The sequence below is a fragment of the Acidimangrovimonas pyrenivorans genome, assembly GCF_042643245.1.
In the GTDB taxonomy this organism is placed as follows: Bacteria; Pseudomonadota; Alphaproteobacteria; order Rhodobacterales; family Rhodobacteraceae; genus Acidimangrovimonas; species Acidimangrovimonas pyrenivorans.
This window is the reverse complement of the sequence record NZ_JBHRSK010000004.1, coordinates 268,156-288,742: the sequence shown is the minus strand read 5'-3', so window position 1 is coordinate 288,742 and position 20,587 is coordinate 268,156. Positions and strand designations below refer to the sequence as shown.

The 20,587-nt window shown below is 67.9% G+C and carries 17 protein-coding genes; 1 reads left to right on the top strand and 16 read right to left on the bottom strand.

Translation table 11 applies throughout. From position 1 onward, the window contains the following. Positions 1-23: 23 nt before the first annotated feature. The 5 genes from glgX to ACFOES_RS04305 all read right to left on the bottom strand — a co-directional run bounded on the left by glgX (position 24) and on the right by ACFOES_RS04305 (position 9,595). Positions 24-2,150 (bottom strand): glycogen debranching protein GlgX, encoded by a 2,127-nt coding sequence (gene glgX / locus ACFOES_RS04325; RefSeq protein ID WP_377831949.1) that lies wholly within the window; start codon positions 2,148-2,150, stop codon positions 24-26. Continuing rightward, positions 2,147-3,580, bottom strand: a complete 1,434-nt coding sequence (gene glgA, locus ACFOES_RS04320; RefSeq protein ID WP_377831948.1) for a glycogen synthase GlgA — start codon at positions 3,578-3,580, stop codon at positions 2,147-2,149. Before glgA ends, glgX begins: the two co-directional genes overlap by 4 nt. Before the next feature lie 80 nt (positions 3,581-3,660). Next, on the bottom strand, positions 3,661-4,932 hold the full coding sequence (gene glgC / locus ACFOES_RS04315) for a glucose-1-phosphate adenylyltransferase (protein WP_377831947.1): 1,272 nt from the start codon (positions 4,930-4,932) through the stop codon (positions 3,661-3,663). Positions 4,933-4,953: 21 nt separating this feature from the next. Beyond that, entirely contained in the window at positions 4,954-7,179 is a 2,226-nt protein-coding gene (glgB, locus tag ACFOES_RS04310) for a 1,4-alpha-glucan branching protein GlgB (RefSeq protein ID WP_377831946.1), read from the bottom strand. 16 nt (positions 7,180-7,195) lie between these two features. After that, on the bottom strand, positions 7,196-9,595 hold the full coding sequence (locus ACFOES_RS04305) for a glycogen/starch/alpha-glucan phosphorylase (protein WP_377831945.1): 2,400 nt from the start codon (positions 9,593-9,595) through the stop codon (positions 7,196-7,198). Between the two features lie 192 nt (positions 9,596-9,787). Between ACFOES_RS04305 and ACFOES_RS04300 the strand changes: the two genes are divergently transcribed. After that, the gene (locus ACFOES_RS04300; protein ID WP_377831944.1) at positions 9,788-10,705 is read left to right on the top strand and encodes a patatin-like phospholipase family protein; all 918 of its coding nucleotides are present in this window, start codon (positions 9,788-9,790) and stop codon (positions 10,703-10,705) included. A gap of 8 nt (positions 10,706-10,713) precedes the next feature. On the opposite strand, the gene ACFOES_RS04295 is transcribed toward ACFOES_RS04300, so the two are convergent. The 11 genes from ACFOES_RS04295 to ACFOES_RS04245 all read right to left on the bottom strand — a co-directional run bounded on the left by ACFOES_RS04295 (position 10,714) and on the right by ACFOES_RS04245 (position 20,558). Beyond that, positions 10,714-11,223: a hypothetical protein gene (locus ACFOES_RS04295; RefSeq protein WP_377831943.1), complete on the bottom strand. Its 510-nt coding sequence runs from the start codon at positions 11,221-11,223 to the stop codon at positions 10,714-10,716. 374 nt (positions 11,224-11,597) lie between these two features. After that, positions 11,598-11,939, bottom strand: a complete 342-nt coding sequence (gene cyoD, locus ACFOES_RS04290) for a cytochrome o ubiquinol oxidase subunit IV (RefSeq protein WP_377831942.1) — start codon at positions 11,937-11,939, stop codon at positions 11,598-11,600. Beyond that, positions 11,936-12,568 carry a cytochrome c oxidase subunit 3 gene (locus tag ACFOES_RS04285; RefSeq protein ID WP_377831941.1) on the bottom strand — a complete coding sequence of 211 codons (633 nt, stop codon included), beginning with the start codon at positions 12,566-12,568 and terminating at the stop codon, positions 11,936-11,938. Before ACFOES_RS04285 ends, cyoD begins: the two co-directional genes overlap by 4 nt. A gap of 8 nt (positions 12,569-12,576) precedes the next feature. Next, positions 12,577-14,673, bottom strand: coding sequence for a cbb3-type cytochrome c oxidase subunit I (locus ACFOES_RS04280; protein WP_377831940.1), 2,097 nt, complete (start codon positions 14,671-14,673; stop codon positions 12,577-12,579). A 16-nt stretch (positions 14,674-14,689) separates the two neighbouring features. After that, positions 14,690-15,670, bottom strand: coding sequence for a cytochrome ubiquinol oxidase subunit II (locus ACFOES_RS04275; protein ID WP_377831939.1), 981 nt, complete (start codon positions 15,668-15,670; stop codon positions 14,690-14,692). A 137-nt stretch (positions 15,671-15,807) separates the two neighbouring features. Continuing rightward, a complete protein-coding gene (locus tag ACFOES_RS04270; RefSeq protein ID WP_377831938.1) occupies positions 15,808-16,863 on the bottom strand; it encodes a hypothetical protein in 1,056 nt (351 codons plus the stop codon). Positions 16,864-16,867: 4 nt separating this feature from the next. After that, positions 16,868-17,833 (bottom strand): isopenicillin N synthase family dioxygenase, encoded by a 966-nt coding sequence (locus tag ACFOES_RS04265; RefSeq protein WP_377831937.1) that lies wholly within the window; start codon positions 17,831-17,833, stop codon positions 16,868-16,870. A gap of 78 nt (positions 17,834-17,911) precedes the next feature. Then, positions 17,912-18,499 carry a carboxymuconolactone decarboxylase family protein gene (locus ACFOES_RS04260; protein ID WP_377831936.1) on the bottom strand — a complete coding sequence of 196 codons (588 nt, stop codon included), beginning with the start codon at positions 18,497-18,499 and terminating at the stop codon, positions 17,912-17,914. Positions 18,500-18,508: 9 nt separating this feature from the next. Next, positions 18,509-18,835 (bottom strand): non-heme iron oxygenase ferredoxin subunit, encoded by a 327-nt coding sequence (locus ACFOES_RS04255; RefSeq protein WP_377831935.1) that lies wholly within the window; start codon positions 18,833-18,835, stop codon positions 18,509-18,511. After that, on the bottom strand, positions 18,832-19,815 hold the full coding sequence (locus tag ACFOES_RS04250; RefSeq protein ID WP_377831934.1) for a fatty acid desaturase family protein: 984 nt from the start codon (positions 19,813-19,815) through the stop codon (positions 18,832-18,834). Before ACFOES_RS04250 ends, ACFOES_RS04255 begins: the two co-directional genes overlap by 4 nt. Positions 19,816-19,919: 104 nt before the next feature. After that, positions 19,920-20,558: a helix-turn-helix domain-containing protein gene (locus ACFOES_RS04245; protein WP_377831933.1), complete on the bottom strand. Its 639-nt coding sequence runs from the start codon at positions 20,556-20,558 to the stop codon at positions 19,920-19,922. Between the last annotated feature and the right edge of the window lie 29 nt (positions 20,559-20,587).

Sequence of the window (20,587 nt, the reverse complement as noted above, 5' to 3'; positions counted from 1 at the left end):
GCCTCTCTCCTGTCAATTCTTCTTTATCGATCCCTGGCGCGGGCCAGAACCACCACCGCCCCGGCCGGCACCGACACGTTCGCCCCCCGATGCGGCGCCTCGGCCGCCTCCGGCGCCGTGGTGTCGAGCAGGAAGCGCCAGTGATGGCGCGCCGGAAGTTCGGGCAACACGACCAGCGCCGCCGGCCCGGCATTGAAGATGGCAAAGACCGCGTCCTCGGGCAACACGGGTGTCGGGGTTTCGGAGGCGACCCGGATCTCGACGCAGAGCGTCTTCCACTCTGGATCGTCCCAATCGGCTGCTGTCGGCGTCCTGCCGTCGGCCCGGCGCCACAGCAGGTCAGGCATGTCGTCGCCCGAGCGCCGGCGCGAATGCAGGAAGTGGCGCTGGCGCAGCACCGGATGGGCCTTGCGCAGCCGGATCAGCCGGGCGACGAAGGCGCAGAGCGCCTGGTCGGCATTGTCCCAGTCGATCCAGCCGGTGGCGTTGTCCTGGGCATAGGCATTGTTGTTGCCCCGCTGGCTGTTGCCGATCTCGTCGCCGGACAGCAGCATCGGCGTGCCCTGGCTCAGCATCAGCGTCGCCAGCATCGCCCGCTTGCGCGCATCGCGGGCGGCGCGGATCTTGCTGTCTTCTGTCGGGCCCTCGATGCCGAAATTGTCCGAGTAGTTCTCGTGATGGCCGTCGTGGTTGTCCTCGCCATTGGCCTCGTTGTGGCGCGCGACATAGCTGACCACGTCTTCCAGCGTGTAGCCGTCATGGGCGGTGATGAAATTGACCGAGGAGGTCGCGGCGCGGTGGCCGTGGTCGAAACGCTCGGCCGATCCCAGCAGCCGCTTGGCCAGGTCCGGCGCCATCCCGGCATCGCCGCGCCAGTAGCGCCGGACGCCGTCGCGGAAGCGGTCGTTCCATTCCAGGAAAGGATGCGGCCAGGAGCCGAGCTGGTAGCCGCCCGGCCCCAGGTCCCAGGGCTCGGCGATCAGCTTGAGCCGGCCCAGCACCGGGTCCTGGCGCAGCGCGTCGAGGAACCCGCCCGAGACGTCGAAGCCGCCGGCCTCGCGCGCCAGCACGGTGGCGAGGTCGAAGCGGAAACCGTCGACATGGCAAATCTCGGCCCAGTAGCGCAAGCTGTCCATCACCATCCGCAGCACCATCGGGTGGCTCAGGTTGAGCGCATTGCCGGTGCCGGTCGGGTTGAGGTAGTGGCGTTCGTCATCGGGCTTGAGCAGGTAGTAGCTGCGATTGTCGAGGCCGCGGAAGCTCAGGGTCGGGCCCAGCTCGTCGCCCTCGCCGGTATGATTGTAGACGACGTCGAGGATGACCTCGATCCCGGCGGCATGGAAGCGCCGGACCATGGCCTGAAACTCCCACACCGCGCCCTGGCTCATGTAGCGCGGCTCGGGCGCGAAGAAGCCGATGGTCTGGTAGCCCCAGTAGTTGCGCAACCCCCGCGAGACCAGGAAGCGGTCGTCGAGGAAGGCCTGGACCGGCATCAGCTCGACCGTCGTCACCCCCAGTTTCGTCAGGTGGTCGAGCACCGGCTCGCTCGACATCCCCAGGAACGTGCCGCGCAGCCCCGGCGGCACATGCGGGTGGCCGGCGGTCATGCCCTTGACATGGGCCTCGTAGATCACCGTCTGCTCGAGCGGAACGTCCGGCCGGTGACCGTTGGCGGGATGGAGCGGCGCGGTGACCACCGATTTCGGCATCGCGAAGGCGCTGTCGCGGCTGTCGAAGGACAGGTCGGCGCGCGAACTGCCGACGCGGTAGCCCATCAGCGCGTCCGACCATTTCAGCCGCCCGCTCAGCGCCCGGGCGTAAGGGTCGAGCAGCAGCTTGTTGGGGTTGAAGCGGTGGCCGGCCTCGGGGGCGTAGGGCCCGTGGGCGCGGTAGCCGTAGACGGTGCCCGGCGTCAGCCCGGCGACATGGACGTGCCAGACATCGCCGTCCCGCTCGCAGATCGGCAGCCGCGCCCGCTCGCGCCGGCCGTCGTCGGAGAACAGGCACAGCTCCATCGCCTCGGCATGGGCCGAGAAGACCGCGAAATTCACCCCCTCGCCGTCGAATGTCGCCCCCAGCGGCCACGGCCTGCCGGGCCGCGCCGGATGGGTGCGCAACTTGCTGGGAACGGTTCGCGGCGCGACGCTCAATGGCAGAGACTTTCATACAGGGCGGCGTAACGGGCGGAAGACATCTCCCAGCCCACCGGCTGCTTCATCGCCGTTCTGACCAGCGATTGCCAGAGCTTCGGTTGCGCATGAAGCGCGACCAGCCGGCGCAGCGCCTGGGAAAAGGCCAGCGCGTCGGTCGGGTGGAAGGCGATCCCGGTCGCCGCCCCCGCCGCCAGCGCCGCCGGGTTGGCGGTGATCACGGTATCGGCCAGCCCGCCGGTCGCCGCCACCACCGGCAGCGCGCCGTAGCGCAGCCCGTACATCTGGGTCAGGCCGCAGGGCTCGAAGCGCGACGGCACCAGCACCGCGTCGGCGCCGGCGAACATGCGGTGGCTCAGCGCCTCGTCATAGCCGATATGAACCCCGACCCGGCCCGGGAAGCGCGCCGCCGCCGCCCGCATCGCCGCCTCGAGCTGCGGATAGCCCGAGCCCAGCACCGCCAGCCCGCCGCCGGCGGCGACGAAATCCTCCAGCACCGGCGGGATCAGGTCGATGCCCTTCTGGTCGGTCAGCCGGCTGACGACGATGGCCAGCGGCCCCGGCACCTCGAGCCCGAATTCCGCCGCCAGCGCCGCCCGGTTGGCCGCCTTGCGCCCGAGGCTGCGCAGGCCGAAAGGGTGAACCTCCGGGTCGGTCTCCGGGTTCCAGACCGCGGTGTCGACGCCGTTGAGAATGCCATGCATCCGCTCCGCCCGCGCCGCGATCACCCCCTCCAGCCCGAGGCCGAATTCCGGCCGCATCAGTTCCTCGGCATAGGTCGGGCTGACCGTGGTGATCGCGTCCGCGGTCACAAGACCGGCCTTCAACGCGCTGATATTGCCGTAGTATTCCAGGGCGTCGGCATGGAATTCGGCGCCCGGCAGACGCAGCGCGGACAGCAGGCCGGCATCGGCCAAGCCCTGGAAGGCGATGTTGTGGATGGTCAGCACCGAGGCCACCCCCTCGACGCCGTGATAGCGCAGATAGGCCGGCGCCAGCCCGGCCTGCCAGTCATGGGCGTGCAGCACCTCCGGTTTCCAGCCATCGGCCAGCCCGTCGCGCGCGATCGCCGCCGCCGCCCAGCTCAGCGCCGCGAAACGCTCGGGATTGTCGGCATGGTCGCGACCATCGACGGAATAGGGCCCGCCGGGGCGGTCGAACAGATGCGGCGCATCGAGCAGCAGCATGTCGAGCCCGGCCACCCGGCCCGCCAGCACCCGCGCCGGAGCGCCGAACAGATCCGCCTCCTGCCAGACCTGCTGCGCCCCGCCCAGCCGGTCGACCAGCCCGGGATAGGCCGGCAGCAGCACCCGCATCTGCCAGCCCTGCCCGGCCAGCGCCCCCGGCAGCGCCCCGACCACATCGGCCAGCCCGCCCGTCTTGACCAGCGGCACGCATTCCGACGCCACCGACAGCACTCGCCCTGCCATACCTGTTCCCTTTCATCTTCACGCAAATATCCCGGGGGGTCCGGGGGGCTGGCCCCCCGGCCTATCCGGGCGCTCCGAACTCACTCCAGCGCCGCCGCCCGCGCCTCGATCATCGCCTGGGTGATCAGCACCACCCCGCCCGCGCTGCGCCGGAACCAGCGCGCATCCTCTTCCGGGTCCGCGCCGACCACCAGCCCGTCGGGGATCACCACGCCGCGGTCGAGGACGCAATTCCTCAGCTGCGCCTTGCGGTTGACGGTCACGTAGGGCAGCGCCACGACATATTCGAGCGCCGAGTAGCTGTGCGTCCGCACCCCGGTGAACAGCAGCGAGTTGCGGATCTCCGAGCCCGAGACGATGCAGTCGCCCGCCACCAGCGACGACACCGCGCTGCCGCGCCGGTCCTCCTCGTCATGGATGAACTTGGCCGGCGGCACCAGCTCGGCATAGGTCCAGATCGGCCAGGCATTGTCGTAGATGTCGAGCTTGGGGACGAAATCGGTCAGGTCGATATTGGCGCGCCAGAAGGCGTCGATGGTGCCGACATCGCGCCAGTAGGGTTCGCTCTCCAGCCCCGACATGACGCAGCTTTCCGAGAACCTGTGCGCCATCGCCCGACCCGACTTGACGATCTCGGGGATGATGTCATGGCCGAAATCGTGGCTCGAATTGCCGTCCTCGGCATCGGCGATCAGCCGGTCGCGCAGGAAATCCCAGTCGAAGACGTAGATCCCCATCGAGGCCAGCGAATTGTCGGGATCGCCCGGCATCCCCGGCGGGTCCTCGGGTTTCTCGAGGAACCTGGTGATCCGCCCGGTGCGGTCGACATCCATCACCCCGAAGGCCGAGGCGTCGGCGCGCGGCACCGTCAGGCAGCCGACGGTGACATCCGCCCCGCTCTCGGCATGCTGGCGCAGCATGATCTCGTAATCCATCTTGTAGACATGGTCGCCGGCCAGGATGATGACGTATTTCACCTCGTAGCTGTCGACGATGTCGATATTCTGGGTCACCGCGTCGGCCGTGCCCATGTACCACTTGTTTTCGCTCACCCGCTGGCTGGCGGGCAGGATGTCGAGATACTCGTTGCGCTCGGCCCGGAAGAAGCCCCAGCCGCGCTGCATGTGGCGGATCAGGCTGTGGGCCTTGTATTGCGTCGCCACCGCCATCTTGCGGATGCCGGAATTGAGCGCGTTGGAGAGGGCGAAATCGATGATCCGGGCCTTGCCGCCGAAATAGACGGCCGGCTTCGCCCGCTTGTCGGTCAGTTCCTTCAGCCGGCTGCCGCGGCCGCCGGCCAGGATGAAGGCCATGGCCTGGCTCGACAGGCGCGGGTTCGGTCTTGGCTGCATGAAATCCTCCCCTTGAAACCGTCACTCGCAGGCGGGCGCCTTCTGGCGGAAAATGACGGCGGATAATGGCGGCAACGTGACGGTGGCCGACTGGGCCTGGCCGTGCCACGGGTTGGCCTCGGCCGTCACGCCGCCCATGTTGCCCCGGTTGCCGCCGCCGTAATAGGCGGCATCGGAGTTAAAAATCTCTTCCCAACCCCCCGCCGCCGGCAGGCCGAGGCGATAGCCCGTGCGCTCGACCGGGGTGAAATTGAGCGCCACCGCGACCGGCGCGTCGCCGGCCCTGCCATGGCGGAGATAGGCATAGACCGAGCGGTCGGCATCGTTGGCCTCGAGCCATTCGAAGCCCTCGGACCGGCAATCATTGACATGCAGCGCCGGCGTCTCGCGGTAGAGCCGGTTGAGATCGCGCACCAGCGCCTGGATGCCGCGATGCTGGGCCATCTCGAGCTGGTGCCAGTCGAGGCTGCGCTGATGGGCCCATTCCCGCCCCTGTGCGAATTCGCAGCCCATGAACAGCAGCTTCTTGCCCGGATGGGTCCACATGAAGCTGTAATAGGCACGCAGGTTGGCGAACTTGTCGTCGCCCTCGCCCGGCATCTTGGCGATCATGCTGCCCTTGCCGTGCACCACCTCGTCGTGGCTGATCGGCAGGATGAAGTTCTCCGAGAAGCCGTAGAGCAGCCCGAAGGTCATCTGGTGGTGGTGATGCTTGCGGTAGATCGGGTCCTTCTGGATGTAGGACAGGGTATCGTTCATCCAGCCCATGTTCCACTTGTAGCCGAAGCCGAGCCCGCCGGCATCGACCGGGTGCGAGACGCCGGGATAGGAGGTGCTCTCCTCGGCCGCGGTCAGGATGCCCGGCACCTCGCCATAGGTGATGGTGTTCATCCGCTGCAGCAGGTCGATCGCTTCGAGATTCTCGCGCCCGCCCTGGACGTTGGGCAGCCATTCGCCCTCGGCCCGGCTGTAGTCGCGATAGAGCATCGAGGCCACGGCATCGACCCTGAGGCCATCGGCGCCGTATTCCTCGAGCCAGTAGAGCGCGTTGGAAATCAGGTAGTTGGCAACCTCTCTTCGACCATAGTTGTAGATCAGGGTGTTCCAGTCGTGGTGGAAGCCCTCGCGCGGGTCGGCATGCTCGTAAAGCGCGGTGCCGTCGAAGCGGCCGAGCCCGTGTTCGTCGGTCGGGAAATGGCCCGGCACCCAGTCGAGGATCACCCCCAGCCCCTTGCGATGGGCGGCGGCGACCAGGGCGCGGAATTCCTGCGGAGTGCCGTGGCGGACGGTGGGGGCGTAGAGGCCGATCGGCTGGTAGCCCCAGGAGTCGTCGAACGGGTGTTCCGAGACCGGCAGCAGCTCGATATGGGTGAAGCCCATCCCGGCGGCATAGTCGACCAGCTCATCGGCGAGTTCGAGATAGGACAGCGGCCGCATCCCGTGGTCGGCCCGGCGCCAGCTGCCGAGGTGGACCTCGTAGATCGAGATCGGGGCCTCGACCGATTGCAGCGCGGCGCGGCGGGACATCCAGTCGCCGTCATCGGCCCCCTTCTCGGGCAGGCGGCGGACGATCGAGGCGGTGGCCGGCGGATGCTCGGCGCCGAAGCCGACGGGATCGGCTTTCAGCGGCAGCCGCGCCCCGCCCTGGCCGCGGATCTCGTATTTGTAGGCCACGCCCTCATCGAGGCCGGGGAGGAAGATCTCCCACACCCCGGTGGCGCCGCGCCGGCGCATGACATGGCGGCGGCCGTCCCAGATGTTGAAGTCGCCGACCACCGAGACCCGCTCGGCATTCGGCGCCCAGACGGCGAAATGGACCCCGGCGACGCCCTCGCGGGTCATCGGCCGGGCACCCAGCACCTGCCAGAGCCGGCGATGGGTGCCCTCGCCCAGCAGGTATTCGTCGATCTCGCCCAGCACCGGGCCGAAACGATAGGGATCGTCGAAGTCCCATTCCGCCTCGGCATTGGCGGCGCGCAGGCGGTAGGGCGCCATCTGCGGCAGCAGCCCGGCGAAGACGCCGTCGGCCTGGACCGGGTCGAGCGCGATCTCTTCCCCGTCCTGCAAGGCCGTCACTTGCCCGGCCCCGGGCACGAACACCACCAGCACCACGCTGTCGCCGCGCCTGTGCGGCCCCAGGACCGCGAAGGGATCGCCATGGGCGCCATCGGCGATCGCCCGTGCCTGCGCCGCCGGGATCAGCCCTTCGGCGCCCTGCACCCCGCCCTTTTGCCTGCCCTTGGCCATGGTTCCTTTCCGCCCGCTAAAGGGCCGATTCCGTTGACCATATCTCCTGCATATAGCCACGTATCGTGCGGTCGGACGAGAAAAACCCGGATCGCGCGGTGTTGAAGGCCGCCATCCGCCACCAGCGCGCCGGGTCGCGATAGGCGGCGTCGACCTCTGCCTGGGCGGCGTGGTAGGCGGCGAAGTCCGAGGCGACGAGGAAATAGTCGTGGTGCCAGACCCGGTCGACCACGCCGTGATAGCGGTCGGGGTGGTCCGGGCTGAACCGGCCCTCGGCCAGCATCTGCAGCACGTCCTGCAGCGGCTGGCTCGCCTCGATGGCATGGCGGGCGTGGTCCGGGTCCTTGCGCCGCTCGGCCACCTGCTCGGTGGTCATGCCGAAGAGAAAGAAGTTCTCGGCCCCGACCTGTTCGCGGATCTCGACATTGGCGCCGTCGAGGGTGCCGATGGTCGGCGCACCGTTCATCATGAACTTCATGTTGCCGGTGCCCGAGGCCTCCTTGCCGGCGGTCGAGATCTGCTCCGACAGGTCGGCGGCCGGGATCAGCTTCTCGGCCATCGAGACATTGTAATTCGCCGGATAGACCACCTTGAGCCGGTCGCCGACAACCGGGTCGGCATTGATGACCCGGGCGGTGTCGTTGATCAGGTGGATGATCTCCTTGGCGACGAAATAGCCCGGCGCCGACTTGCCGCCGAAGATCTTGACCCGCGGCACCCAGTCGGCCTGCGGGTCCTGCCGGATCGCGTGCCAATGGGCGATGGTCTGCAGCACGTTCATCAGCTGGCGCTTGTATTCGTGGATGCGCTTGACCTGGACGTCGAACAGCGCGTCGGGGCTGACCACCACCCCGGTCCGGTCCTTGATCCAGCCGGTCAGCGCCACCTTGTTGGCCCGCTTGGCCGCGGCGAAGGCGTCGCGGAAGCCGGCCTCCTCGACATGCGGTTCCAGTTCGTGCAGCCGGTCGAGATCGGCCTGCCAGCCGTCGCCGATCGTCTCGGTGATCAGCCCCGCCAGCGGCCGGTTGCACAGGTTGAGCCAGCGCCGCGGCGTCACCCCGTTGGTCTGGTTGACGACGCGGTCGGGATGCAGGGCCGAGAGTTCCGGGAACAGCGACGACTTCACCAGCTTGGAATGCAGCGCCGAGACGCCGTTGACCTTGTGCGACATGATGAAGGCGAGCTCGCCCATCCGCACCTCGTGATGCTTGACGATGCCGACGAAATGCGGCCGCGGATAGGTCCGGCGGTGCCAGCTGTCGATCCGCTCGATGATCTGCATGTGACGCGGCAGGACATTGCCGAACAGATAGGTCGACCAACGCTCCAGCGCCTCTGGCAGCAATGTGTGGTTGGTGAAGCCCAGCACCTTGCGGGCGACATCCATCGCGGCGTCGAAATCCACGCCATGCTTGTCGGTCAGGAGCCGGATCAGCTCGGGCCCGGCGATGGCCGGGTGGGTGTCGTTCATCTGGATCGCCACCCGCTCCGGCAGCCGGCCGAGATCCTTGTGGGTGTAGCAGTAGCGGCGCAGGATGTCCTGCAGCGCGGCCGAGGTGAGGAAGAATTCCTGCTTCAGCCGCAGCTCCTTGCCGGCATAGGTGGTGTCGTCGGGATAGAGCACGCGGCAGATGGTGCGGGCCAGTTGTTCCGGCTCGGTCGCGGCCGCGTAATCGCCGCGGTTGAAGCGTTCGAGGTCGAACAGCGTCGTCGGCTTGGCCGACCACAGTCGCAGGGTGTTGGCCCAGCGACCCTGCCAGCCGACCACCGGCGTGTCATGGGCCGAGGCGGTGACGGTCTCGCCCGGGACCCAGACATCGCGGCCGTCGCGGCTTTCGACATGGCCCTTGAAACCGACGGTATAGGCGCTTTCGGGCCGGTCGAATTCCCACGGGTTGGTCGTCACCAGCCAGTCCTCGGGCGTCTCGACCTGGCGGCCGCCTTCGAACCGCTGGCGGAACAGCCCGTGCTCGTAGCGCAGCCCGTAGCCGTAGGCCGGGCAGCCCAGCGTCGCCATGCTCTCCATGAAGCAGGCCGCCAGCCGCCCGAGCCCGCCATTGCCGAGCGCGGCGTCGGGCTCGTCCTCGACCAGGGCGTTGAAATCGACCCCCAGCCCCTCGATCACCTCCCGCGCCATGTCGCGCAGCCCGAGATTGATCGCGGCATCCTCGAGCACGCGGCCGATCAGGTATTCCATCGACAGGTAATAGACCCGCTTGCGGTCCTCGTCCCAGGTCCGGCGGGTCGAGGCGTACCACGGCGTGACGATGTGATCGCGGATCGCGTAGGACAGCGCCATCCGCCAGTCGTGCAGGCTGGCATGGCCGGGATCCTTGGCGATGGTGAAGCTCAGGTGGCGCAGCACCTCGGCGCGCAGGCTGTCGACGGTCGCGCCCGGGGGCATGCCCGAGGACATGACGGGGATCGCGGAGGTCTCTGGCAATTCGTTCAAGGGCATTCCCTCCGGCTGCCCGCCCCGACCGCGGAACGGGTCTGCCCTCCTTTCAGTCACCGCGCGGCGCCGAGGTCAAGGGGCGAGGCGCGACGGGAACGGGCCGCGACACCTTGCCGTGACCGGCGCGGCGCGAAATGATGCGCCAGGCGGAAGATGGAGGCGCAGGAGGCGATGGCGGTGAAGATCGGGCTGGCCCTGGGCAGCGGCGGGGCGCGGGGATGGAGCCATATCGGCGTGCTGCGGGCGCTGCACGAGATCGGCGTCGTGCCCGACATCGTCTGCGGCACCTCGATGGGCGCGCTGGTCGGCGGTGCCTATGTCTCGGGCGCGCTGGACGAGCTCGAGGGCTTCGCGCGCGGGCTGAGCCAGCTGGCCGTCGCCCGGATGATCGATCTCAACCTGACCTCGGGCGGGCTGATCGAGGGCCAGGCGATCGCCGAGGCGCTGCGCGAGCTGGGGTTCGCCGAGAGTTTCGCCGAGACCGAAAAGCCCTTCATCGCGGTGGCCAGCGACCTTTATGCCGGCTGCGAGGTCTGGCTGCGCGAGGGCGACCTGGTCGGCGCCATCCGCGCCTCGATCGGCATTCCCGGCATCCTGTCGCCGATCTGGAAGGACGGGCGCTGGCTGATGGATGGCGGCATGAGCAACCCGATCCCGGTCTCGGCCTGCCGGGCGCTGGGGGCCGACGTCATCATCGCGGTCAATCCCAATTCCAAGCTCTACGCCCCGCGCCGCGGCGTGCCCGAGACGCCGCACCCGCCGGATTACGGACTGGAGAACGTGCTGGCCGCCCTGCCCCCGCCGCTGCGCCCGGTGGCCGAACGCTACCTTGCCGCCACCGCCCGGCCGACGCCGCGGCCGCCGGCCTATCTCGACGTGCTTTCCGCCGCGATCGACGTGATGACCGACCAGATCCGGCGCAGCCGGCTGGCCGGCGATCCGCCCAACGTGATGATCGATGTCGACCTGGTGGGGCTCAACGCGCTCGATTTCGCCTCGGCCGATCACGCCATCCGCAAGGGCGCCGAGGCGCTGCACGACAAGGCAAGCCTGATCGAGCGGCTGCTCTAGGACGGGGCCTAGCCGGCCTTGATCGTCCTTTCGGCGGCAGGCGGCGGCAGCGCCCGCGGCGCCGGCCGGCCGTTGTGATTCGCGATCGCCGACGGGTAGCGCAATGCGTAGACCAGCCAGCGATCGAGCGCCGCTTGCCGGATATGGGACTTGCGCATCATCCGGAACAGCCGCGGCCCGACCGCGTCGCCGCGGCTTCGCAGCGTCATCTCCAGGTCGCGGCGGTAGAGGGCTTCGTCGCTCGACGGCAGGCGCAGGGAGAATGAGCCGCCTTCCCCGGAAATCTCATCGATTTCAGTAGGTTCCGCCTGCACACCCGGGCCACGCTCAGCCCCGCGGCCGATCAGCGGCGCGCCGGTGAAGCTGAGCCAGAAGACATCGGCGACATTGATCGCGGCGCGCATGTAGAGCGGCGCGAGAAGCACCGCTGCCGCGCTGCCGACGGCACCGCGCAAGACCAGAACCGTCGCCACAGGCGTGACGACGACGAGGGCGCCCCATGTCAGTTTCCGCAGCACACGCATGTCCCCCCATGGTGTATCCACCCGATAAAATGGTAGCGGGGACGCCGTCCTTCAACCTTGATCCTGCGCAAACACGGCCCGGGCAGCGACGCAACGCGGCCTCTTGAACGCGTCACGCGCGCGTGACAGCCTTGTGTCTGGCGGAGACTCTGACGGCGCGGCCGGCAAGCTTCGGAAGAAGGGATACCGGGCCCTGCCCGGGAAAGGCCCCTGCCCGCCAGGCGCGGCAGGCAGGGGTTCGGGGGACGGTTGATTGCGGGGCCGTCCCCCGATCTTGGCCCCGGCCGGACGCCGCCCGGGGCATGTTCGCGCGATTTTCCGGAATGGCGCCGCCCGGCGGCCGGGCGGTGCGCAATTGTGTCAGCGGATCACATCATCCGCGTGGCGAGGTTGACCATAATCCAGATCGTGCCGGCCACCATGATCACCAGCAGCAGGGCCGAGAACAGGATCAGGTGCAGGTCCTCGCGCCGCTCGGGGCTGAAGTCGACATGCAGGAAGTAGCGGACATGGACCACGACCTGAATCAGGCCGAGCACCGCCAGCGTCGCCATCACCACCGAGACGCTGGCCCCGCCCCAGGCCACAAGGCCGAAGGGAATGACGGTCAGCAGGATGGCGAGGCCGAGCCCGATGACATAGCCGCGCAGGTCGTGGCGGTAGGCCTCTTCCGGGCTCATGTTGCTCGAAGTGGTTGCGTGAGAGCTCATAGCGTGATCCCCGCGAGATAGACGATCGAGAAGATCCCGATCCAGATGATGTCCAGGAAGTGCCAGAACAGCGCCAGCCGGACCATGCGCGACTTGACCGCGTCGGTCAGGCCCAGGGTGGCGATCTGCACCAGCATGATGATCAGCCACAGGCTGCCGGCGGTGACGTGGGCGCCGTGCAGCGGCACCAGGCCGAAGAAGGCCGACAGGAAGCCCGAACGCTGGGGCACCGCGCCCTCGGCGAACATGTGGGCGAATTCCCGCACCTCGAGGCCGAGGAAGGCGAGGCCCAGCAGCAGCGTCACGACCAGCCAGCCGACGACCTCGGTCTTGCTGCGCTCGTACTTGATCGCCAGCGAGGCCAGGCCGAAGGTGAAGCTCGACGCCAGCAGCGCCGCCGTCTCCCAGGCCGCGCCGGAGAGCTCGAAGAGATCCTTCGGCCCCGGCCCGCCGGCCAGCGAGACCGGCCGCAGCATCGTGACGTAGGTGGCGAAGACCAGACCGAAGATGATCAGGTCGCTCATCATGAACAGCCAGAAGCCCGAAAGCGCCTTGCCGGCCGAGTCGTGGTGGTGGTGGTCCTCGGCCGCGAGCCGCAGGCCGGGACTGCTGTAGATCGCATCACTCATCGCGTTGCTCATGCGGTCAGCTCCATCGGTTCGGGCGCCGCGACGCCGTAGTTGGTCTTTGCACCCTCCTGGGCGCGGGTGATGGCCGGGGTCTTGCGCACCTGCTCGAGCCAGGCCTTGTGCTCGGCCTCGACCTGCGCGGCCGGGATGATGACGCCGGGATCCTCGACGAAGCCGCGGGCGATGACGGCGACGGCGATGACCGCGACCGACAGCAGCGCCAGCCACCACATGTACCAGACCAGGCCGAAGCCGAGCGCGGTGCCGAAGACGGCCATGATCACGCCCATGTAGGTGTTGCCCGGCAGGTGGATGTCGCCATAGGCCTCGGCCTCGGGATAGCCGGCGCCGGCGGCCTTGGCGACGGCGAAGGCCTCACGCGCGTTGATCGTCGGCACCACGGCGAAGTTGTAGGCCGGGATCGGCGAGGGCGAGGCCCATTCCAGCGTGCGCGCGTCCCAGGGGTCGCCGCCGATGTCGCGGGTCTGCTCGCGGTCGCGGATCGAGACGTAGACCTGCATGATCATCGCCCCCAGCGCGGCGACGACGAACAGCGCCCCGACCATGGCGATGGCGAACCACGGCTGGAAGGCCGGGTTGGTATAGGCCACGGTGCGTCGGGTCATCCCCATCAGGCCGACGACGTAGAGCGGCATGAAGGCGAGGGTGAAGCCGGTGATCCAGCAGCCGGCGGCGATGTAGCCCCATTTCTCGTTCAGCCGGAAGCCGAAGAGCTTGGGGAACCAGTAGTTGTAGCCGGCGAACATGCCGAACAGCAGGCCCGGGATCAGCATGTTGTGGAAGTGCGCCACCAGGAACAGCGTGTTGTGGACCTGGAAGTCGATCGACGGGTTGGCCAGGATGATGCCCGACAGGCCGCCGAGGACGAACAGCACCATGAAGGCGAGCGCGTAGACGACCGGCACCGAGAAGCGCAGCCGGCCACGATACATCGTCGCCATCCAGTCGTAGACCTTCACGCCGGTCGGAATGCCGATCAGCATCGTCGCGATGCCGAAGGCGGCGTTGACGTCGGCATCCTGGCCCATGGTGAAGAAGTGGTGCAGCCAGACGGTGAAGGACAGCACCGCGATCGACATCGTCGCCACCACCAGCGAGCCGTAGCCGTAGAGCCGCTTGCCCGAGAAGGTGGCGGTGATCTCGGAATAGACGCCGAAGGCGGGCAGGATCAGGATGTAGACTTCCGGGTGGCCGAACAGCCACAGGATGTTGGCGAAGTTCATCATGTTGCCGCCGAGGGCGTTGGTGAAGAAGTGGAAGCCGAAATAGCGGTCGGCGGCCAGCATCAGCCCGGCGACGGTCAGCGGCGGCATCGCGAAGACCAGCAGGATCGAGGTGCACAGCGCCGTCCAGGTAAACATCGGCATCCGGAAGAAGGTCATCCCCGGCGCCCGTTCCTTGTAGATCGTGACGATGAAGTTGATGCCGGTGAGGGTCGAGCCGACGCCGGCGATCGCCACCGACCAGAGCCAGTAGTCAGGGCCGGAGCCGGGCTGGAAGTTGGGCTCGGTATAGGGCGGGTACGCGGTCCAGCCGCCGGTCGAGAAATCGCCGATCACCAGCGAGATCATCACCAGCATCGCGCCGGCCACGGTCAGGCCGAGGCTGACCGAGTTCAGCATCGGGAACGAGACGTCGCGGGCGCCGATCTGCAGCGGCACGACGATGTTGATCAGCCCGGTCAGGAACGGCATCGCCACGAAGAAGATCATGATCGTGCCGTGGGTCGAGAACAGCTGGGCGAAGTGGTCGGCGCTGAGGAAGCCGCCATGCAGGCCGTCGGCCTGCTGGGCGCGCATCACCACGCCTTCCAGCGCCCCGCGCAGCAGCATCACCAGCGCCAGAACGATATACATCACGCCGATGCGCTTGTGGTCGACGCTGATCAGCCAGTCCGACCAGAGCTTCTTCCACAGCCCGAAATAGGTCAGCACCGCCACCAGCACCGCACCGCCGGCCAGCACCGCGAGCGCGGCGCCGGAGGCGATGACGTTGTTGAGGCTGGGATGGAAGACCATCTTGAGGAAATCGAGCGACTGAAGCGTCAGCCGGCCGAAGACCGCGGTTGTCAAATCGTGGGTCATAGTCTGCGGCCCCTCCTCAGCTATGCGCGGCGTTGTAGGCTACGGAGCCGGGCTGATCGACGGACTTCGCCGTCGTGCCCTTCATGTAGCGGTTCATGATGCCCATGTAGAAACCGGGCGCGACATTGTTGAAGAACACGGCTTTCGGCGGCATCGCCTGGGTGCCGAACTCGGCCCGCACCTCGGCCGGGGTCGAGCTGACCGACAGCTTGGCATAGGCGGCCTGGTTCAGCGCCACGCCCTTGTCCTGGACGCTCTTGACCCAGTTGTCGAAATCGCCCTTCGACATCGACACCGCGGTGAAATGCTGCTTGTCGAAGCCGTCGCCGGTGAACTGGGTGTTCATGCCCTCGAACTTGCCCAGCTTGTCGGCCTTGAAGTTCAGCTTGGTCTGCATCCCCGGCATGGCGTAGATCTGCCCCGCCAGCGCCGGGATAGTGAAGGACTGCATCACCGTGTCCGTGGTCAGCTGCATCGAGACCGGGCGATCCTGCGGGAAGGCCATCTGGCCGACCGTGGCGATGTGGTAGTCGGGATAGATGAACAGCCATTTCCAGTCGAGGCCGACGACCTGGACGCGCAGCGGCGGCTCGGCCGAGGCGATCGGGCGGTAGGGGTCGAGCTTGTGGGTGTCGATCCAGAGCAGCGCGCCGAGCGCCAGCACGATCAGCGCCGGCACCACCCACATCACCCATTCCAGGGTATGCGAGAAGTCCCATTCCGGCGTGTAGCGCGCCTTGGCGTTGCCGTAGCGATAGCGCCAGGCCAGCAGCGGCACCCCGACCAGCACCGGCAGCACCACGATCATCGAGATCAGCGTGACCTCCCAGAGATGGTAGCGCTGCAGCGCAGCGACAGGGCCGTGCGGAGTCAGGAAACTGGTCCCGTCCTCGACGCATCCCGATAGCAGCGTAACCGCGGCCAACGGCAAGAGCGCGGCCCCCCTACGCAGCCCGGGACGCCGCAGGCGCATCCCCGGCGTTGCGTTACCCCTCATCTGACTCCCTCCATCAAGTAGCGGAAAAATTTGGGGTTCTTACAACGCCGTGGGGTGCGACAACGCAAGCCTGCGACATGTCGCACCAGGCTTGATCTGGATCAAAGATTTGTGTTTGGGGATTGAACGGTTGAGCTCTAGGTGAACAGCGAATCAAGTTCGGGCCACGCGTCCAGGCATTGTGCAATCGCAGCAAATTTCCTTGGAAACAAACGCCCGTCACGCCAGAGCGGGCAGCCGTCGACGGTGACGGTCGGGTCGATCACGTTCCAGCAGACCTCTCCCGGCGCTTCACGACCGCATGAGTGAAAATGCAGCACTTTGGGATTGGAAAAGATGGCGTTGGACCACAGCTCCGAATCGCGCCCGTCATCCTCGAAATAGCGGCAGCCGGGATGCAGCCCGGCATGCCAGGAATGGACCGTGAACGGGTCGAGCCCGAACAGGCCGGCGACGTGGCGGTAATGGGCCTCGACCGCCGCCACATCCTCGTCGGCGCCCTCGAAGCCGGTGATCCTCCCCGCGGCGAAACGGGCCGTCACCGGGCGCGGCAGCGGCAGCACGGCGGGGCTGTAGGGGCGGTTGCCGGTCGAGGTCAGCGTCCCCGCCAGCACCACCCGGCCCTCGAACCCCGCCGCCGGCACCGGCGCCGGCACCCCCAGCGGAAAGCGCCGGACCGAGACGTCCGCCGGCGGTGCCTCCGCCGCCCGCTCCGTCACCCGGCCGGTGACGCGGGTGCCCAGCGGGCAGGTGATCTCGATCTCCGCGGCCGCGAACAGCACCGCGTCGACCGCCGCCTTCAGCGCCGCCATCGCCCGGTGATCGACGCGGCCGAACTCCGAGGCCAGGTCGGGCGCGCGGCGGGCATAGACCATCACCTGCCGCCCCGGCGCCGCCGCCTCGGCAAAGCGGCCCTGGTCGCCGATACGGGCGAAATAGATGACATTGCCGCCGGTCAGCGCCGCGCGCAGCGGCTCCGGCGCGGGTTCCCCCGGGGGCGGCGCGGGGCGCAGCGAGACGGTCAGCCCCAGCCGCAGCGCCTCGTGCGCCACCGCCTCGGCCACCGTGTCGTCGTACCAGCCGTGCTCGGGCGCCTCGTGGCAGATCACCACCGCGTCGCCCGCGCCCAGCCCGGCGCAATTGACCAGCAGGTTGCGCGCGCCCTGCGCCAATGCCTCGCGTGCCGCCTCCATCGTCTCAGCCCTTGCGATAGGCGAAGGCCTTGGCGAAGCGCCAGATCAGGTAGTCGCCGCAATAGATCGGTTCCGACTTCGCCTCGTGGCCCGGGCCGAAGACGGCGCCCGGGTCGATCATCGTCTCGGGGTTGGGATCGAAGGCCAGCACCAGCGACAGCCGCTCGCGCCCCGAGGCGTTGACCACCCGGTGCGGCGTCGAGGTATAGGCGCCGTCGGTCCAGCGCGACAGCAGGTCGGCGACATTGACCAGCAGGGTGCCGGGGATCGGCGGCGCCTCGATCCAGTCGCCGTTGACATCCTCGACCTGGAGCCCGCCGACATCGTCCTGGCACAGCACCGTCAAGACGCCGAAATCGGTATGCGGACCGACGCCGAACTGGTCGGCCCCGGCCTCTTCCGGCTGCGGCGGGTAATAGACGAAGGAAGCGCGCGACAGCGGCCGGTCGGCGCTTTGCAGGAAGAAGTCGGGCGCCAGTCCGAGGCCGAGGGCGAAGCCGCGCATCAGGTGATGGGCGACTTCGTCGGCGGCGTCGAAATAGGCCATCGCCGCCGGTTCCAGACCGGGCTGGAAATCGGGCCATTGGTTGCGGCCGCGTAGCGGGTGGTCCTCGGGCGTGTTGCCGGCGAAGTCCTGCCAGCCCCAGATGAAGCTCTCCTTCAGGTCGGCCCGGGCGCCATCCTGCATCTTCGCCCCGCCCTGGCCGAGCCAGCCGCGATGGCGCTCGGACACCTTCACCGTCGCCTTCAGCCCGGGATCGGCATGGAAGAAATCGTAGGCCGCCGCCCGCGCGCCCTCGATCACCGCGTCGGGAATGCCGTGACCGCTGACATAGATGAAACCCAGCCCGGTGCTGGCGGCATGGAGCGCGCGGGCGACGCCCTCGGGGTCGCTGCCGTCGCGCAACGGCGTGATGTCGATCACCGGGATCACGTCGGCATCGACCTTGCGGGCTGTGGCATAAGACATGGCGGCCTCCTGTGATGTCCTGTCAGGAAATATATTTCCCTCAAGGAAACCGCTCAAGGAGAAACCGCGCGCAAGGCCCTATTCGGCTTCGTTCTCGGCGTAATAGCCCACGATATCGCCAGCGGTGCTGACGCCCAGCCCGTTCAGGCAACGATTGACGTAGTTGAAATAGCCGACGATCTGGTTGGCTTCGAGAATCGCGCCGTCGTCGAGCCCGGCCGCCTTCAGCGCCTGCACGTCGGCCGCGACCATCCTGCCCGGCTCCAGGGTCAGCTTCTCGGCATAGCGCATCAAGGCCAGCTCGGCGCCCGCGAACACCCGTTCCGGCGCCCGCGCCTCGAGCGCCGCCCAGATCGCGTCGGCCCGGGCGTCGTCGCCGATCAGGTGGCGGGCATTCTTCCAGTGATTGGCCAGCGAATAGCCGCAGTCGTTGAGCAACGAGACATAGGACGAGATGGTCTCCTGCAGCCAGGTCGGCAGGGTGTTGGCGGCGTCATGCAAGGCGGCGCGGTAGAGCACGACATGGCCACGCATCGTGTTGGGGCGCAGCGAATGCACCCGCATGACGTTGTCGACGGTGCCATGCGGCGTCCGCGCCAAGTCGAGCGCGGCGCGCAGATCCGCATCCGCGTCCTCGTCCGAAATCATCTCGATCCAGGCCGACATGTCTCCTCCTCAGATCAACACCTGCACCCGGCCATCGACCACCCGTGCCGCGATCATCCGCAAGGGCAGCCGGGCCGGCGCGGCCTTGGGCTGGCCGGTGCGGGCGTCGAACAGGCCCTGGTGCAGCGGGCATTCGATATGGCGGCCGTCGAAATAGCCGTCGCACAGGTTGGCCGCGCCGTGGGTGCAGCGGGCGTAGCTGACATAGATGCCGTCGACGGTGTCGTAGACCGCCAGCTCGCGCCGGCCCAGCGTCACCGGCGTCGCGTCCCCGGGCTCCAGGTCGGCGACGGCCATCAGGTCCGTCCAGGTCTTCTCGCGCATCGCGGCGGTCATGCCTCCTGACCGCCCCGCGCCCCGTCGCCGATCGCGTCGCTGCGCGGCTTGCGTCCCGTGAGTTGGGCAAGGATGTCGAGATGGGCGCCGAGATAGCCGCGCGGCTCGACATGGACATAGCCGTCGAGCTTCTCGTGCAGCTTGGGCAGGGCGTGGAAGGGAACCGAGGCGGCATAGTGATGCTCGGCGTGGTAATTCATGTTCCAGCTCAGGAAGGCGAGCGGGCGCGAGATCAGGTTGGTGCGGGTATTCTCGCGCATGTCGCGGGTGTTGGGGCGGCCGACATGCTCGGTCAGGCGGATCCAGCGCATCACCGGCTCGCCCAGCAGCACCGGCCCCCACCAGTACCAGAACGGCGCCCACCAGCCGGTGGCGATGCAGGCGACCAGGATCGCGGCATAGAGCGCCAGCATGATCCGCGCCTCCCGGAACACCGCGCCATAGGCCTCCTTCGGCAGGAAGGCCTTCTCGTGCTCGGACACCCGGCCCAGCGAATGGCGGGCGAATTCCTGCACCTTGGCGCGCCAATAGGGCACCGAGGAGACGTACCACAGGTATTTGCCCAGCGAGATCGGCAACTCGATCAGCTCGGGGTCCTGGCCCTTGAGCTGGGTATGGGTGTGGTGGTCGCAATGCTCGTAGCGGAAGAACTGGTGCGGCAGGGCGATGAGGAAGCCGCAGATATTGCCGGTGACGTCGTTCAGCCAGCGGGTCTTGAACGGGGTGTAATGGACGCATTCGTGCTGCAGCGCGAAGTGATGCACCATCAGGATGCCGTGGACGAACATCGCCGGCCAGACCCAGGCCGTGCCCATCGCCGCCCAGACCAGCGAACCGGTTCCGCCGATGGCGACGATCCAGACACCCAACCGCCACAGCGCCGGCCCGTCCGAGCGCCGCATCAGCGCCTTCAGCTCGCGCCGGGTCAGGGCGCCGTCCTCCAGCGCCTGGGTGATCGGGGTCAGAACGGTACTGGCCATCGGCCGGGTCTCCGGTTGCTCGGCGCCAGTTTACTTCCGGGAAAATACTTTCTTCAAGGTTAAATTCCGGGCAATTTGAAAACCCGGGACCGCGCACCCGGACGCTATTTCGGCCGCGCGATCACGGTCAGGAACACCGCCCGTGCGCTGGTCATCCGCACCGGACCGTGCGGCGCCTCGGATTCGAAGGTCAGCGTGTCGCCGGGGCCGAGCTCATAGCTCTCCTCGCCGATGCGGTAGCTCAGGCTGCCCTCCAGCAGGTGCAGCAGTTCGACGCCGGAATGCTGGAAGAACGGCGTGCCGGCGACCGGCCGGTCGAGGGTGATCAGGTAGGTCTCGAAATCGAGGTGGCCGGTGCTGACGCGGCCGAGCTGGCGGTAGACATGGCCGTAGGTCGAGCCCGCCCGCCGCACCGTCACGCCCTCGCCGGCGCGGACGAAGGCGACCTCGCCGATCTCGACCGTCTCGGCGAAGAAGTTGATGATCGGCACCCCGATGGCGCCGGCCAGCGCGTTCAGCGTCGACAGCGAGGCCGAGACGTGGCCGCGCTCGATCTTCGAGATCATCGGGCTCGAGACGCCGGATTTGGCCGAGAGTTCCGACAGGGTCATCCCGGCGATGCTGCGCTCGTTGCGCACCGCCAGCCCGACCAGAAGGTCGAGCCCGCGCTTCTGCGCCCTCTCCGCCGCCGGTTGCTCCATCGCCGCGCCCTTCCCTGCCGTCCACGACCCTGAATCGCCCATCGCGCCCGCGTTTGCAAGAAAGTGGCGGG